The sequence below is a fragment of the Agromyces sp. Root81 genome, from assembly GCF_001429165.1.
Taxonomy (GTDB): Bacteria; Actinomycetota; Actinomycetes; order Actinomycetales; family Microbacteriaceae; genus Agromyces.
Window position 1 is genome coordinate 278504 of the sequence record NZ_LMIR01000003.1, and the last position, 14586, is coordinate 293089.

At 71.9% G+C, this 14586-nt stretch carries 13 protein-coding genes; 6 read left to right on the forward strand and 7 right to left on the reverse strand.

Annotated elements, in window-relative coordinates:
* Positions 1-15: 15 nt before the first annotated feature.
* Entirely contained in the window at positions 16-591 is a 576-nt protein-coding gene (locus ASE14_RS15870; protein WP_056657201.1) for a GNAT family N-acetyltransferase, read from the forward strand.
* Here ASE14_RS15870 and ASE14_RS15875 read toward each other — a convergent pair.
* The gene (locus ASE14_RS15875; protein WP_056657204.1) at positions 569-3199 is read right to left on the reverse strand and encodes an MMPL family transporter; all 2631 of its coding nucleotides are present in this window, start codon (positions 3197-3199) and stop codon (positions 569-571) included. The genes ASE14_RS15870 and ASE14_RS15875 overlap by 23 nt on opposite strands.
* Positions 3200-3354: 155 nt before the next feature.
* Here ASE14_RS15875 and ASE14_RS15880 point away from each other — a divergent pair, with 155 nt between their 5' ends.
* From ASE14_RS15880 to ASE14_RS15890, 3 genes are read left to right on the forward strand one after another with little or no spacing between them, the layout of a single operon-like run.
* Positions 3355-3912, forward strand: coding sequence for a TetR/AcrR family transcriptional regulator (locus ASE14_RS15880; RefSeq protein WP_056657207.1), 558 nt, complete (start codon positions 3355-3357; stop codon positions 3910-3912).
* Between the two features lie 46 nt (positions 3913-3958).
* Positions 3959-5317 carry an FAD-binding oxidoreductase gene (locus ASE14_RS15885; RefSeq protein WP_056657209.1) on the forward strand — a complete coding sequence of 453 codons (1359 nt, stop codon included), beginning with the start codon at positions 3959-3961 and terminating at the stop codon, positions 5315-5317.
* Between the two features lie 56 nt (positions 5318-5373).
* A complete protein-coding gene (locus tag ASE14_RS15890; RefSeq protein ID WP_056657210.1) occupies positions 5374-6300 on the forward strand; it encodes a hypothetical protein in 927 nt (308 codons plus the stop codon).
* A gap of 3 nt (positions 6301-6303) precedes the next feature.
* On the opposite strand, the gene ASE14_RS15895 is transcribed toward ASE14_RS15890, so the two are convergent.
* From ASE14_RS15895 to ASE14_RS15910, 4 genes are all read right to left on the reverse strand, one after another.
* Positions 6304-7332, reverse strand: coding sequence for a CPBP family intramembrane glutamic endopeptidase (locus tag ASE14_RS15895; protein WP_235511441.1), 1029 nt, complete (start codon positions 7330-7332; stop codon positions 6304-6306).
* Positions 7333-7385: 53 nt separating this feature from the next.
* On the reverse strand, positions 7386-9071 hold the full coding sequence (locus ASE14_RS15900; protein ID WP_082600963.1) for a 3-ketosteroid-delta-1-dehydrogenase: 1686 nt from the start codon (positions 9069-9071) through the stop codon (positions 7386-7388).
* 111 nt (positions 9072-9182) lie between these two features.
* Positions 9183-9671 (reverse strand): GNAT family N-acetyltransferase, encoded by a 489-nt coding sequence (locus tag ASE14_RS15905; protein WP_056657214.1) that lies wholly within the window; start codon positions 9669-9671, stop codon positions 9183-9185.
* Positions 9672-9727: 56 nt separating this feature from the next.
* Entirely contained in the window at positions 9728-10231 is a 504-nt protein-coding gene (locus ASE14_RS15910) for a MarR family winged helix-turn-helix transcriptional regulator (RefSeq protein WP_235511442.1), read from the reverse strand.
* A 157-nt stretch (positions 10232-10388) separates the two neighbouring features.
* Between ASE14_RS15910 and ASE14_RS15915 the strand changes: the two genes are divergently transcribed.
* Positions 10389-11684 (forward strand): SufS family cysteine desulfurase, encoded by a 1296-nt coding sequence (locus ASE14_RS15915; protein WP_056657221.1) that lies wholly within the window; start codon positions 10389-10391, stop codon positions 11682-11684.
* Positions 11681-12148: a Fe-S cluster assembly sulfur transfer protein SufU gene (gene sufU / locus ASE14_RS15920; protein ID WP_056657223.1), complete on the forward strand. Its 468-nt coding sequence runs from the start codon at positions 11681-11683 to the stop codon at positions 12146-12148. Before ASE14_RS15915 ends, sufU begins: the two co-directional genes overlap by 4 nt.
* 132 nt (positions 12149-12280) lie before the next feature.
* On the opposite strand, the gene ASE14_RS15925 is transcribed toward sufU, so the two are convergent.
* Positions 12281-13561: an enolase C-terminal domain-like protein gene (locus ASE14_RS15925; protein ID WP_056657226.1), complete on the reverse strand. Its 1281-nt coding sequence runs from the start codon at positions 13559-13561 to the stop codon at positions 12281-12283.
* Positions 13554-14582: a phosphotransferase family protein gene (locus ASE14_RS15930; protein WP_056657230.1), complete on the reverse strand. Its 1029-nt coding sequence runs from the start codon at positions 14580-14582 to the stop codon at positions 13554-13556. Before ASE14_RS15930 ends, ASE14_RS15925 begins: the two co-directional genes overlap by 8 nt.
* Positions 14583-14586 lie beyond the last annotated feature (4 nt).

Sequence of the window (14586 nt, forward strand, 5' to 3'; positions counted from 1 at the left end):
TGGCAGGCTGACGGCATGGCGATCGAAGTACGCCCGGCGACGGAGTTCGACGACGTCGCAGCGGTCATCGGGCCGAAGAAGCCCACATCGAACGTGTGCTTCTGCCTGAGCTACCGGCTGCTCACGTCGAAAGAGAACCTGGCGCTGCGCGGGCCCGAGCGCGCCGAGCGCGTGCGAGTGCTCTGCGAGCTCGACCCGCCGCCCGGCGTGCTCGCCTACGAGGGCGACGAGGTGGTCGGTTGGGCGGCGGTGCATCCGCGCGCCGACACGAGCTTCGCGAAGAACCGCAGGATCCCGCACGTCGACGACCTCGACGTGTGGTCGGTCTGGTGCTTCCGTGTGCGTCCCGGGCACCGCAAGGCCGGCATCGCGCACCACCTGATCGCCGGCGCGGTCGAGTTCGCACGGGAACACGGCGCGCCGGCGATCGAGGGCTACCCCGTCGACAACCGCGGCGAGAAGGTCGACCTGACCATGGCCTACGTCGGCACCCGCGCACTGTTCGAGCGGGCCGGCTTCACGAAGGCGGCCGACACCGAATCGGTGGTGAGCGGGTTCCCGCGCGTGCTCATGCGCCTCGATCTGCGCTGAGCCGCGCCTCCTCCGACGCCTCGGCCTCCCCGGCCACCTCGGCCGGCGCGGCAGCTGCGGCCGATGCATCCGCCTGATCGCCCTGCGTCGCCCCGTGCACCGGGTGGCTCCGCTCGAGCGCGGCCCCCTCGACGTCGACATCGGGCAGCAGCCGGTCGAGCCACTTCGGCAGCCACCACGCTGCCGGGCCGAGCAGATGCATGATCGCGGGCGTCAGCAGCATGCGCACGATGAACGCGTCGAACAGCACGCCGATCGCGAGGCCGAAGCCGAGCGGCCGCACCATCGTCAGGTGCGAGAAGACGAAGCCGCCGAACACCGCCGCCATGATGATGGCCGCCGCAGTGACCACCGCACGACCGCCGCGGAGGCCCGCGACGACCGCGAGCCGTGCCGGTGTGCCGTGCACGTAGGCCTCCCGCATGCCCGAGACGAGGAACAGCTGGTAGTCCATCGCGAGGCCGAAGAGCACACCCATCACGATGATCGGCGCGAAGTTCAGCACGGGCCCGGGGTTGTGCACGCCGAAGACCTCGCCGAACCATCCCCACTGGAAGATCGCGACCGTCGCGCCGAACGCCGCGAACAGCGAGAGCACGAAGCCGGCGGTCGCGATGAGCGGCACGAGGATCGAGCGGAACACGAGGATCAGGATGATGAGCGAGAGCCCGACCACGACCCCGAGGTAGAGCGGCAGCACGCCGGCGAGCTTCGCCGAGATGTCGATGTTGCCGCTCGCACCGCCAGCGACGCCGAGTTCGACGCCGTCGAGCCCCTCAGCGGATGTCTCATCGCCGGCGAGCGGCGAGAGGCCTCGCAGCTCGTGCACGAGCGCCTCGGTCGTCTCGCTCGACGGCCCGTCGCTCGGCACGACCTGGAAGGCGAAGAAGTCGCGCTCGTCGGAGACACCCGCGGGCGCCACGGCGACGACGTCGTCGACGTCCGTGAGCCACTCGGCGAGATCGGCCTGGGTGGCGACGAGCTCGTCTTCGGCGACCCCGTCGGGCAGCGTCGCGGTCACGAGCAGGGGTCCGTTCTGGCCGGGGCCGAAGGCCTCCGCGACGGCCGTGTAGGCCCGGTAGGGCGTGGCATCCGGCGATTCGGATGCCCCGTCGGGCAGCCCGAGCCGCATCGAGAGCGCCGGGATGGCGACGATGAGCAGCACGACGATCGAGACCACCGCGGTCACGATCGCCCGCCACGTCGGCATGGCGACGAGCTTCGGCGCGGCGTGCGACTCGTGGCCGATCTCGGCCCGGGCGCGCTTGGAGAGCACGCGCCGTCCGATGAGGCCGAGCAGCGCGGGCGTGAGCGTCACCGCGACGAGCACGGCGATGAGCACGCAGACCGCACCGACCGTGCCCATGATGCCGAGGAACGGGATGCCGGTGACGTTCAGCGCGAGCAGCGCGACGAGCACGGTCGACCCGGCGAACACGACGGCGTTGCCCGCGGTGCCGTTGGCGAGCTGGATCGACTCGCGCAGCTCCATGCCGGCGAGCACCTGCCGTCGATGCCGGTTGATGATGAAGAGCGCGTAGTCGATGCCGACCGCGAGGCCGAGCATGACGCCGAGCACGGGTGTGACCGACGACATGTCGACGACGCCCGAGAACGCCAGCGACCCGGCGACGCCGATGCCGACGCCGATGAACGAGGAGATGATCGGCAGGGTCGCGGGCAGCAGCGCGCGGAACACGATGATGAGGACGAGGGCGGCGATGAGCACGCCGACGATCTCGCCGATGCCGATGAGCCCCTCGACCGACGCGGCGATCTCGGACGAGTAGTCGACCGAGACGCCATCGATGTCGGCGTCGTCGAGTTCGGCCGCGACCTCGGCCTTGAGCGCGCTCGACAGCGAGAAGAGGTCGTCCTCGAACATGATGACGCCGATCGCGGTGCTCTCATCGGTGGAGACCGTGCGGATCTCGGCGGCGGCGTCCATGAGCCGGGTGCCGTCCTCGAGCTCGGCGGCCGAGGCGTCGAGCTTGTCGGCACCGGCGTCGAGCTGGGCCTGCTGCGCGTCGAGCTCCGCGGCGCCCGCGTCGAGCTGGGCCTGCTGCGCGTCGAACTGGGGGGCCGCCTGCTCGTACGCCCCGGCGGCCTTCGCCTGTTCGACGGCGGCGTCGAGCTGCGCCTGCCCTGCGTCGAGCTGGGCCCGGGCGGCATCGAGCTGGACCTGACCCGCCTCGAGTTCGGCGCGGCCGGCCTCGATCTGCGCGGCGCCGTCGGCGAGCTGCGCCGCCTGGTCGGCGCGTTCGGATGCCGCGGCGAACGGGTCGACGACGTCGGCGACGCCGTCGATCTCCGAGATGTCGGCGAGGAGCGTCGAGATGTCCTCTCGCTGCGCGTCGCTGAGCGCCTCCCCGTCGTCGGTCTGGAAGACGACGGTGCCGGTGGCGCCGCCGAGCCCGTCGAGGCGCGCGTCGAGCTGTTCGGTGACCCGCTCGGTCTCGGTGCCGGGGATGCTCATGCTCTGCGTGAGGGTGCCGCCGAACGCGAGGAAGGCGCCTCCGGCGAGCGCGAGCACCGCGAGCCAGCCGCCGAGCACGAACCACGCGCGGCGCACGGAGAATCGACCGATTCGATACAGGAGTTCAGCCATGGTGCCGAGGCGCCCTTCGTGAGGTGACAGGTCGGCGCGTCATCGAGCCCACTCGAGGATAACCGACATCTGTCGGAGATCTCGCCAGAAGGTGCCAACAGTCCCATCGAGCGAACGGCATCGGACGCGGCATCCCGAACTGGCAGAATCGCCCTATGGACGTCAGAGTGGAGCGAACGCGGAGGAGCCTGCAGGACGCCCTGCTCGACCTCGCCCGCGAACGCCCGCTCGACGAGGTGACGGTGGCCGAGATCGCCGCCCGCGCCGGGGTCAACCGCAGCAGTTTCTACCAGCACTACTCCGAGAAGGAGACGCTGCTCGCCGACGCCCTCGACGCGGCGGCCGAGGCGGCCGCCGCCACCCTGCCCGGTCACTACGAGCCGCCGAGCGGGCCGCCGCAGGCCCTGGTCCAGTTCCTCCAGCACATCGACGAGCACGCAGAGCTCTACCGGTCGGTCTTCGGGGGGACGGGTTCAACCGCAGTGCTCGCCCGCCTGCGTGCCCGCATCGAGGCGATCGTGCGGGAGGGGCTCGTCTCCTCGCCGACCCCGGCCTACGAGGGAGTCCCACTCGACGTCATCGCGGCCGGCATCACGGGCTCCGCCCTCGGGGTCGTCGAAGCCTGGCTCATGCGCGATCCCCGGCCGTCGGTCGAGGTCGGGGCGGAGTGGGTCTGGCGCGCACTGCTCGGCCCCGGCGGATCCTGGGCGTGACGCCGTCGGTCGTCTCCGCTAGGTTGACCCCGACGAAAGGAATGCGATGACCTCCGCATCCGAACTCCTCGCTCTTCGCTCCGAACTCGGCGGTTCGCTCGTGCTTCCCGGCGACGCCGGCTACGAGGCCGCGCGCATGCCGTGGAACCTCAGCGTCGACCAACGGCCGGCAGCCATCGCCGAGCCGGCGGATGTCGCGGACGTGCAGGCGATCCTCCGCACGGCGGCGGCCGCCGGCCTCGGGGTGACGGTGCAGCCCAACGGCCACGGCGCCTCCGGCGACCTGAACGACGTCGTGCTCGTGCGTCCCACGCGATTCGACACCCTCATCGTCGACGAGCAGGCGCGAGTGCTGCGCGCCGGAGCCGGCGTCAACTGGGGCCGCGCGCTCGAGCAGCTCGACGGCACCGGGCTCGTCGCCCTCGCGGGGTCGAACCCCGAGGTCAACGTCGTGGCCCTCGCCATCGCCGGCGGCCACTCCATGTTCAGCCGCCGCTACGGCATCACCGCCCGGTCGATCATCTCTGTCGAGTTCGTCGACGCGGCCGGCACGCTGCACCGCGTGACCGACGCAGACGACGCCGAACTCATGTGGGCGCTGCGCGGCGGCGGCGGCCTGTTCGGCATCGTCACCGAGGTCGAGCTCGTGCTCTACCCCGGCGAGGCGATCTTCGGCGGCAGCCTGATGTTCCCGGCCGAGGCGGCCGAGGCCGTCGTCGTCGCCGCCCTCGAGCTCGCGCGCGACGAGCTCGAACTCGGGCTCGACATCGGCATGATGCACTTCCCCGACGCACCGCAGGCGCCGCCGCACCTGCGCGGCCGAACGGTGGCGACGATCGGGCTCGTGCACGTCGGCGACGAGGCGACGGGTCGGGCCTTCGCCGACCGCATCGTCGCGGTCGCCGAACCCATCGCCGACACGCTCACGAGCTTCACGATCGGCTCGCTCGCCGCCGTCGCGGCGGAGCCGGTCGACCCGATGCCCTCGTCCGACTTCGGTGCGGCACTCGACGGACTCGACGCCGCCGCCTTCGCGCACGACTTCGTCGACGCGTTCCTGCGCGGTGCCGAGCGGGGTCTCATGCGCGCCAGCATCCGTGCCATGGGCGGCGCGATCGCCGACGAGCTCGGCGCCGAGTTCGCCGCGGTCGGGGCGACGCAGGCCGACGCGTTGATGAGCTGCAGCGTGCTGCTCTTCGACCCGTCGCTCGATGCCGACGCCGCCTTCGAGCCGATGCGCGACCTCGCGGCGAAGTACCCGGGCGGCACGGTGCTGCCCACCTTCCTCAGTTCGGGGGCGACGCTGGCGGACGCCTACGATCGCGAGGTGCTCGACCGGCTCGCGGCCGTCAAGCAGCGCGTCGACCCTGGCGGCGTCATCCGCAGCAACCGCCCGCTCGGCTGACGCCCTGAACGCTCAGCCCTCTGGCCATCGCCGTCGAAGTCCGCGAACATGGGCGCATGGATGTCACCGAGTGGCTGCTCGACTCCGATCCGGCGATCCGCTGGCAGGTCATGCGAGACCTGCTCGACGCACCGCCCGACGAGACCGACCGCGAGCGCACTCGCATCGCCACCGAGGGGTGGGGCGCGAGACTGCTCGCCCTGCAACCCGACGACGGGTACTGGGGCGGTGACGAGTACGGCATCGACGGCGACCGCCGGAGCGTCACGTGGACGCTCCACCTGCTGCGGCGCCTCGGCATCGATACGCATGCCCCGCAGACCCGATCGGCGATCGCCCGGGTCCGCGACGGGGTGGTCTGGCGGGAGTGGGGCGACCTGCCCTACTTCCACGGCGAGGTCGAGGAGTGCGTGAACGGCGGAGTGCTCGCACTCGCCTCGTACTTCGGCGAGCTCGGCGCCGGCAGCGACCGCATCATCGAGCGCCTGCTGCAGGAGCAGCTCCCCGACGGCGGCTGGAACTGCGAGCCCCGCGAGGAGTCGGACCGATCCTCGTTCGACTCGACGCTGTGCGTGCTCGAGGGTCTGCTGGCCTACGAGCGGACCGTGCCCGACGCACCGCTCGAGATCGCGGCATCCCGCCGTGTCGGCGAGGAGTACCTGCTCGAGCGCGGCCTGTTCCGCCGCCGTTCGACGGGCGAGATCGTGCTCCCCCGCTACGCGAACCTCAAGTTCCCGCCCTATTGGACCTACGACGTGCTGCGCTCGCTCGACTACTTCCGCACGGCCCACGAGCGGCCCGACCCACGCGTCGCCGACGCGGTCGAGCTCGTGGTCTCGCAGCGCGGCGACGACGGCCGTTGGCTCGCGGGAACCCCGTGGCGCGGCGAGGTGCACTTCGCCGTCGACGCACCCGAGGGCGAGTCGAGCCGGTGGAACACGCTGCGCGCCCTGCGGGTGCTGCGCTGGTTCGAGCAGCGGTAGGCGTCAGCCGAGGCGGGCGTCGAGCCGGTCGCGGCGGAACTGGCCGACCGCCACGAGCACTGCGACGACCGCGGCGAAGACCGCACACATGACGAGACCGAGCGGCCCCGCGATCCACGCCGTCGGCACCGGAGACCCGGCTGCGATGACGATGCCGCCGAGCCCGGCCGCGGCGTTGAACGCGCCGTGCCCGAACACCGCCGGCCACACCGACCCGGTGCGGAGCCGGGTCCAGCCGAGCAGCACGCCGAGCAGCATGCACGCGAGGATCATGAGCAGCACCCCGGTGACGTCGGTGAGCCCGAAGTTGTAGCCGAGGAGGATCAGCGGCGAGTGCCAGAAGCCCCAGAACGCGCCGGAGACGAGCAGGGCCGGCCAGACGCCGAGCGGGCGGAGCGCGGGCAGCAGCCAGCCGCGCCATCCGATCTCCTCGCCGAACGCGAACGGCGCGTTGATGATCGCACCGACCGGGATCATCAGGAACTGCATGGTGACCAGCAGCACGATCGGCGGGGCCGGCGTGCCGGCAGGGAGCAGCGCGTCGAGCTGCTCGGCGAACCCCGAGAAGCCGACCAGGTCGAAGCGGGCGAGGCCGAGGATGCCGACGACGAGGAGCCCCGCCGCGATGAGCAACGGCAGCACGACGATCGCGGCGGCCGACATTCCGAGGGTTCGGCCGACCGGCCGGAGGGGCCACATGCCGAGGTCGCGCAGGATGCCGCGTGCGCCGCGCCGTCCGCGCTGCCGCCGCTGCACGAGCAGGGCGGCGACCGTCGCGATCGCCGGGGTGAACATCATGGCGGCCGCGATCACGGGCAGGAGCGGGTCGGCCATGCCCATGCCGCGCGCCCAGAGCGGTGCGGCGACGAGCCACGCGAGACCGCACGAGACGACCGCGAACACTGCCACGGCCGCCCATGGCACCCGTCGCGCCTCGACGGGCGCGTCGACGGACACTCCGTCGGGCGCCGCTACGGGCGCCGCGCGGTCGGGTGTCGTCGAGACGGTCGGGTCCGCACGTTCATTGCTCACGCGGTCCACGCTAGCGACGGGCGCGTGCGCACGGATCCCCCATGCGACGGAGTTCAGTGCTCCGCGTCGACCGCCCGCGCGGCCATCGCGTGACTCGCGACGATGTGCCCGTAGACGAGTCCCTGGCCGATCGTGGCACCGGCGCCCGGGTAGCTCTCGCCGAACACATTGGCCGCCGCGTTGCCGATCACGTAGAGGCCGCGGATGGGAGTGCCGTCTTCGGCGAGCGCGCGACCGTCGGCGTCGGCGGTGACGCCGCCGCAGGTGCCGAGGTCGGACAGGACGACGCGCACCGCGTACAGCCCCGCCGGGTTCAGCTGGCGGAGGTTCGGGTTCGGGGTAATAGTCGGGTCGCCGTAGTAGCGGTCGTACGCGCTGTCGCCTCGGCCGAAGTCGTCGTCGGCTCCCGCCTTGGCGAGCTCGTTGAACCGGCCTGCGGTCTCCCCCAGCGCATCGGCCGAGACGCCCATCCGCTCCGCGAGCTCGGCCCACGACGAGCCGCGCACGGCGATGCCGTGCTCGTACCAGGCCTTCGGGAGGGCCATGCGCGGGAACACCGCGCCGCCGAGCAGGTAGCTGTTGCGGTACTCCTGGTCGAAGACGAGCCACATGGAGCCGACCGGTCGACCCTCGCGCTCCCGCTCGAGCACGTCGTGGCCGAACGACATGTAGTCCTCGGCCTCGTTGAGGAACCGGTTGCCCGAGGCGTCGACGATGAACGAGCCGGGCAGCGAGCGCTCGGCGAGCATCACCGTGGGCCGCTCGCCCGGCAGCGGCGCGATCGCGGGGAACCACCAGGCCTGGTCCATCAGGGCGACGCCCGCGCCGAGCTCCTGCGCTGCGCGGATCGCGTCGCCGGTGTTGCCGTCGCTGCCGAGACTCCAGTCCTCGAGCGACTCCGACTGCAGGCTGCGCCGGAGTGCGAGGTCGTGGTCGAACCCGCCTGCGGCGAGCACCACGCCGCGACGCGCGGTGATCGTGATCTCCCGGCCCTCCCGGGTGACGACCGCGCCGACGACGGCGCCGTCGTCATCGGTGACGAGCCGTTCGAGGCTCGCCCCCGTCCACACCGGGATGCCGGCGCGCACGACGCCGTCGAAGAGGCCCGCCGCGAGTGCGCGACCGCCGGCCGCGTACTCGCGGCCGATGAGCTTGCCGCCGATGCCCTGGAACGCACGCTTGATCGCGACGCCGAAGCCGCGCACCGGCGACTTGGCCATGAGGTTCAGCCACTTGTAGTCGGCGCCGGTCACGGGCATCGGCAGCGGCGCCTCCATGACGGCCGGCCGGAGCCGGGCCCGCTCCGTACCGAGCCGGGCGACGTCGAACGGACGGCACTCGCAGCTGCGACCGGCAGCCGAGCCGCCGGGCAGCTCGGGGTGGTAGTCGGAGTAGCCCTCGGCCCACGTGAACTGCATCCGCGTCGTGCGTTCGAGCATGCGCACCGTGTCGGAGCCGTGCTCGAGGAAGCTCTCCCAGCGGGGTTCGGGGCTCGTTCCGTCGACGACCGCGCTCAGGTACATGCGGGCCTTCTCGGGCGAGTCGTTCGCGCCGAGTTCGTCGAGCACGGGGTTCGCGGGAATCCAGAACGCGCCGCCGGATCGCGCGGTCGAGCCGCCGACGAAGTCGGTCTTCTCGATCACGAGCACCTCTGCGCCCTGCTCGTGCGCGGAGAGGGCCGCGGCGAGCCCGGTTCCCGATCCGACCACGAGCAGGTCGATCGTCATGTTCTCGGTCATCTTCGACGAGCTCCGATTCATCGGCGGACAGTGAAGCCATCCTGCCTCACGTGCACGTCGTGCACAATAGGCACGTCGTGCCACTCACCGAACGCCCGTCAGGGCACGCGGTCAGAGGAAGAGCTTGAACCCCACGTGGGATGCCTCGAAGCCGAGCCGCTCGTAGAAGCGATGCGCATCGGCCCGGCGCGCATCCGACGTCAACTGCACGAGCGCCGCCCCGTGCTCGCGCGCATGGCCGACCGCCCACTCGATCATCGCCGAGCCGAGCCCCAGGCCCCGCAGCTCCTCCGCGACGCGCACGGCCTCGATCTGCATGCGGGTCGCCCCGCGCCTGGCGAGCCCGGGGATGACCGTGAGCTGCATCGTGCCCACGACGCGGGCATCGGCGGTCTCGAGCACGACCAGCAGCTGCGCGGAGTCGCCGTCGATCGCGTCGAACGCCCGCTCGTAGGGCCCGAGCTCATCGGCCGAGGCGGTCTCCTCGGCGGCGCGAAGCGAGTCCGCGGCGATGATCGCGACGAGCGCCGCGAGGTCGCCGCGCTGCGCGCGCCGCAGTGTGAAGGTGGAACCGCCGGCTTCAAGCGTCGCGAACTGCATCCCCCCAACCTCTCACGGCGACGGGCAGGCGGATGCCGCGGCATCCGCTCGAGCCGTCACTCCGCGTCCTGCCCGAGCCGCCGCAGGAGGGCCGCGAGGGTCGCCTGCTCCTCACGGCTGAGGCCTCGGAGCTCCTCGGCCTCGCGCTCGGCGAGCATGCGCATCGCCTCGTCGACACGCGTCGCGCCCTCGTCGGTGATCCGCACGAGCACGCTGCGCCCGTCGCGCGGATTCGGCCGGCGCTCGACGAGGCCGCGGCGCGAGAGGTTGTCGAGCCGATTGGTCATGGCGGCGCTGCCGATCATGGTCGCCTCGATGAGCTGCGCCGGGCTGAACTCATGGGGCGGCTCCGCCCGGCGGAGCGCGGCCAGCACGTCGAACTCCCAGACCGCGAGCCCGGCGCCGCTGAATGCGCTCGCCCGTAGCCGGCCGAGTCGATTCGCCACCCGCCGGAGCCTCGACATGACGTCGAGCGGCGTCAGGTCGACGCCGGGCAGGCGATGCGACCACGCGTCGATCAGCAGGTCGACCTCGTCGTCGCGTTCACCGCGCTCACTCACGCTCCGGGGCATACCAAACGGTATCCCGATGCGACCCGCCGAGCACAGTTCGGCCTCGGGAGATGACGGATGACCCGCTCACGGCGATCACCGATCGAAACTGCGTCAGACTGGAAGGGTACCGGCGCGCCCCCGCACCGGCCTGCTGGGAGGAACAGTGACCCTCGATCGAACCACCGTCGTCGACGGCCTGCTGCCGGCGGAGCTCCGGCGCGACTTCCCGTACCTCGATCAGGAGCTGAACGGGCATCCGCTCGCCTATCTCGACTCCGGCGCGACCGCGCAGAGACCCGTCGCCGTGCTCGACGCCGAGCGCGCCTACCTCGAGCACGCGAACGCCGCCGTGCACCGCGGCGCGTCGACGCTCGTCGGCACCTCGACCACCGCGTTCGAGGAGGCTCGCGAGACGGTCGCCCGCTTCGTCGGCGCCCGCCCCCGCGAGATCGTCTGGGCCTCGAACGCAACCGATGCGATCAACATGGTCGCGCTCGGCATGGCGGATGCCGCAGCCGGCCTCGGCGGCGCGGAGGCCGAGATCTTCCGGCTCGGGCCGGGCGACGAAATCGTCGTCACCGAGGCCGAGCACCACGCCGACCTCATCCCGTGGCAGCGACTCGCGGCGAAGACCGGCGCGACGCTCCGCTGGATCCCCGTGAACGACGACGGCACCTGGTCGATCGACGACGCGGCATCCGTCATCGGGCCGCGCACGCGGTTCGTCGCCTTCGGGCACGTCTCGAACGTCACCGGATACCTCGCGCCCGTCACCGAGGTCGTCGAGCTCGCCCACCGCCACGGCGCCCTCGTCATGCTCGACGCCTGCCAGTCTGTGCCGCACCGCCCCACCGACTTCGCCGAACTCGGCGTCGACTTCGCCGCCTTCTCGGCCCACAAGATGCTCGGGCCGACCGGCATCGGCGTGCTCTACGGCCGCGCGCACCTGCTCGACGCGCTGCCGCCCGCACGCACCGGCGGTTCGACGATCACGACCGTCACCATGGAGTCGGCGTCGTTCCTCCCCTCCCCGCAGCGCTTCGAGGCCGGCACGCAGCCGGTCTCCCAGGCCGTGGCCCTCGCAGAGGCCGTGCGCTACCTGGACGCGCTCGGCATGCAGAACGTGCACGCCCACGAGACGGCCCTCGCCGAACTCCTCGTCGAGGAGACCTCCCGGATCGCCGGCGTGCGTCTCGTCGGCCCGCCGCCCGGCAGCCCGCGCGCCGCCCTCGCGAGCGTCGACGTGCCCGGCGTTCACGCCCACGACGTCGGCCAGTTCCTCGACGCGCAGGGCATCGCCGTGCGCGTCGGGCACCACTGCGCCCAGCCCCTGCACCGGCGGCTCGGGCTGCGCGCGACGACGCGGGCGAGCGCCTACGTCTACACGACCGCCGACGAGGTGCGCCGCTTCGCCGCAGCGCTGGCCGAGGTCCGCGGCTTCTTCGGGGTCGGCGCATGAGCGACCTCTCCGGTCTCTACCAGGAGCTCATCCTCGACCACTCGCGCCGACGGCTCGGAGACGGCGAACTCGACGACCCGCACGCGACGCACCACGAGCTGAACCCCACGTGCGGGGATGAGATCACGATGGGCATCCGCCTCGATGCATCCGGCACCGCGATCGAGGCGATCGGCTGGACCGGCGACGGCTGCAGCATCTCGATGGCCTCGGCCTCGGCGCTGACCGAGCTCGCGGCGGGCGCCGACCTCGACCGCGTGCGCGAGCTCATCGACGGGTTCCGCACGATGATGCGCTCGCAGGGCGCCGGCGAGGCCGACGAGGATCTGCTCGGCGACGCGATCGCCTTCCACGGCGTCTCGAAGTACGTCATGCGGGTCAAGTGCGCGATGCTCGCGTGGGTCGCGCTCGAGGCGTGCATCGCCGCGGCGAGCGCCGGCGCACCGCGGCCGTCGCAGCCGTAACGCCCGACGAAACGACCGGGACGAGGCGAAGCGGCGCTGGACTCCGAGCCGAACGCGGAGCCCGGCGCCGACGGCGCGGAACGGAAGGGCCGACTCAGGACGAGGCGGCCGGCGTGCGGTGCACGCTTTCGCTCACCGCGGGCGACGACGCGGAACCGGCGCCAGCGGCATGCCCCCGAGTTCCGCGTCGATCCTGATGAGTTCGTTCCACTTGGCCGTTCGCTCACCGCGCGTGATCGAGCCGACCTTGACGAAGTCCGCCCCCCATCCGGTGGCGAGGTGTGCGACCGAGACATCCTCCGTCTCGCCGGACCGCGCCGACACGATGACCGCGAGCCCGTGCTCGCGCGCCGAACGCACCGCGTTCGCGGCGGCGGTGACGGTGCCGATCTGGTTCACCTTGATGAGGGCCGCGTCAACGGCCTCGTCCTCGGCGGCGCGAGCGATGCGCTCCGCGTCGGTCACGAGGTAGTCGTCGCCGACGACGAGCGTGCCCGGATCGGTCCCCGCGACGGCGAGTCGCATCCCGATCGTGTCGTCCTCACCAGCCGGGTCTTCGAGCGTGATCACCGGATAGTCGCGACAGATGCGGACGAGTTGCGCGATCCACTGGGAGGTCGATATGGCGACGCCGTCGTCGGGGACGTAGAGTCCGTGCTGATAGAACTGGGTCGCTGCGATGTCGAGTGAGATGCCGATGTCGACGCCCGGCACCAATCCGGTTCGCTCGATGCCGGCCATGAGCACGTCGAGCGCGTCCTCGGTGCCCGAGACCTCCGGCCAGTGCCCGCCCTCGTCGGCGACGCCACGTCGGGGACCGCGCGCGGCGAGCACGTCGCCGACCGCGCGGTAGATCTCGGCGACGTGCACGAGCGCCTCCTCGATCGAGGTCGCCGAGACGGGCACGACCATGAAGTCCTGCACGGTGGTGCGGTGGGCCGCGTGCGCGCCGCCGCCGATGATCTGGATCTGCGGGCGGGGCAGCCGGAGCGGTTCGGGGTCGAGCAGCTTCCAGGCCGGGATGCCCCGGCTCGCGGCAGCCGCGTGCAGGGCAGCCAAGGAGGTTGCAGTGGTGGTGTTGCCGCCGAGGCGCGGCCGATCGGGCTCGGGATCGAGCGAGTCGAGTGCGCCGAGCACCCGGTCGATGCCCGCCAGGTCGGCGACCTCGCGACCCACGAGTGCCGGCGCGACATGCGTCTGGACGAGTCCGACGGCGCGACGGACGTCCTTGCCCGACAGGGTCGGGCCGCCGTCGCGCAGCTCGACGGCCTCGCGTCGCCCCGTCGAGGCTCCCGCGGGGGCGATCCCGCGACCGCGCGCACCTCCCGTCGTCGTGATCTCGACCTCCACCGTGGGGATTCCGCGCGAGTCCCAGACTCGGCGGGCGACGGTCGATTCGATCAGGTCAGCCATGGGCGGCACCTTCCTCTTGCAGTGTTTCGTCGATCGAGCGGCCCGACCGGAGTGCGCTTCGCGCGAGCCGGCCGACGGTGCGTCTCGCGGCGTCGTCGAGGTATTCGACGGGCGAGGCTCCCGCTACGCGAGCGAGCATGAGCGCCGGGATGATCCGGGCGATCCGGTCTCGGAGCTGCTCCGGGGCCTCCCAGTCCGCTTCGGCGAGGTACGCCGACTCGAACGCGCGAGCGGCGTTCGCGAACGCCTCGGCGTCGGCCGGCCGGTGGATCTCCTTCAGCTTGAGGTGCGTGAGGCAGAACGCGGCGTCGAACGCCGGGTCGCTCCAGGTCGCGCACTCGGCGTCAAGGAACACCGGACGCTCGCCCACGAGGATGTTCTTCGGACTCACGTCGCCGTGCACGAGGGCGATCCGCGTGCCGCGAATCCCGTCGACGATCGCATGCAGCTCGTCGCGGACCTCGGGCACGGCCTCAGCGGTGCGCAGGAAGTACGGCTCGATCCGGAGCGATTCGAGCAGGTCCTGATGATCGAATCGCGCCTGCAGTTCGGGCGTTCGAGCGGATGCCCCGTGGATGCGGCCGAGGTCCCGGCCGACGGCACCGGCGAATCCGGCATCGACGTCGCCGGCCATCAGCTGCGACTTCCAGTTCAGGTGCGTGGCCGGGTCGAGGTACTCGAGGGCGATCGCGAACGTCCCCCGGTCGTACGCGAGCACCTTCGGACAGGCTCCGGGGACGACCGAGTCGACGTACGCGAGCCACGCCACCTCCGATGCGCCGCGATCGATGGGGGCGCGCCAGTCGGCCGCGACCTTGAGCTGCTCGAGCGGCCGCTTGACGACGAAGGACGTCGACCCCGACCGGATCAGCCAGATGTCCGAAGAGACCCCGCCCGACAGCGCCTCGATCTGCACCTGCTCTCCCGGCAGCCGCAGCCGCATGCGGTCGAGGAGATCGAGCGCGCCGCCCGGGTCCCCGCCGGTCGGGGCATCCGTCGTGGGCTCGTACGGTTCGTTCATGAGC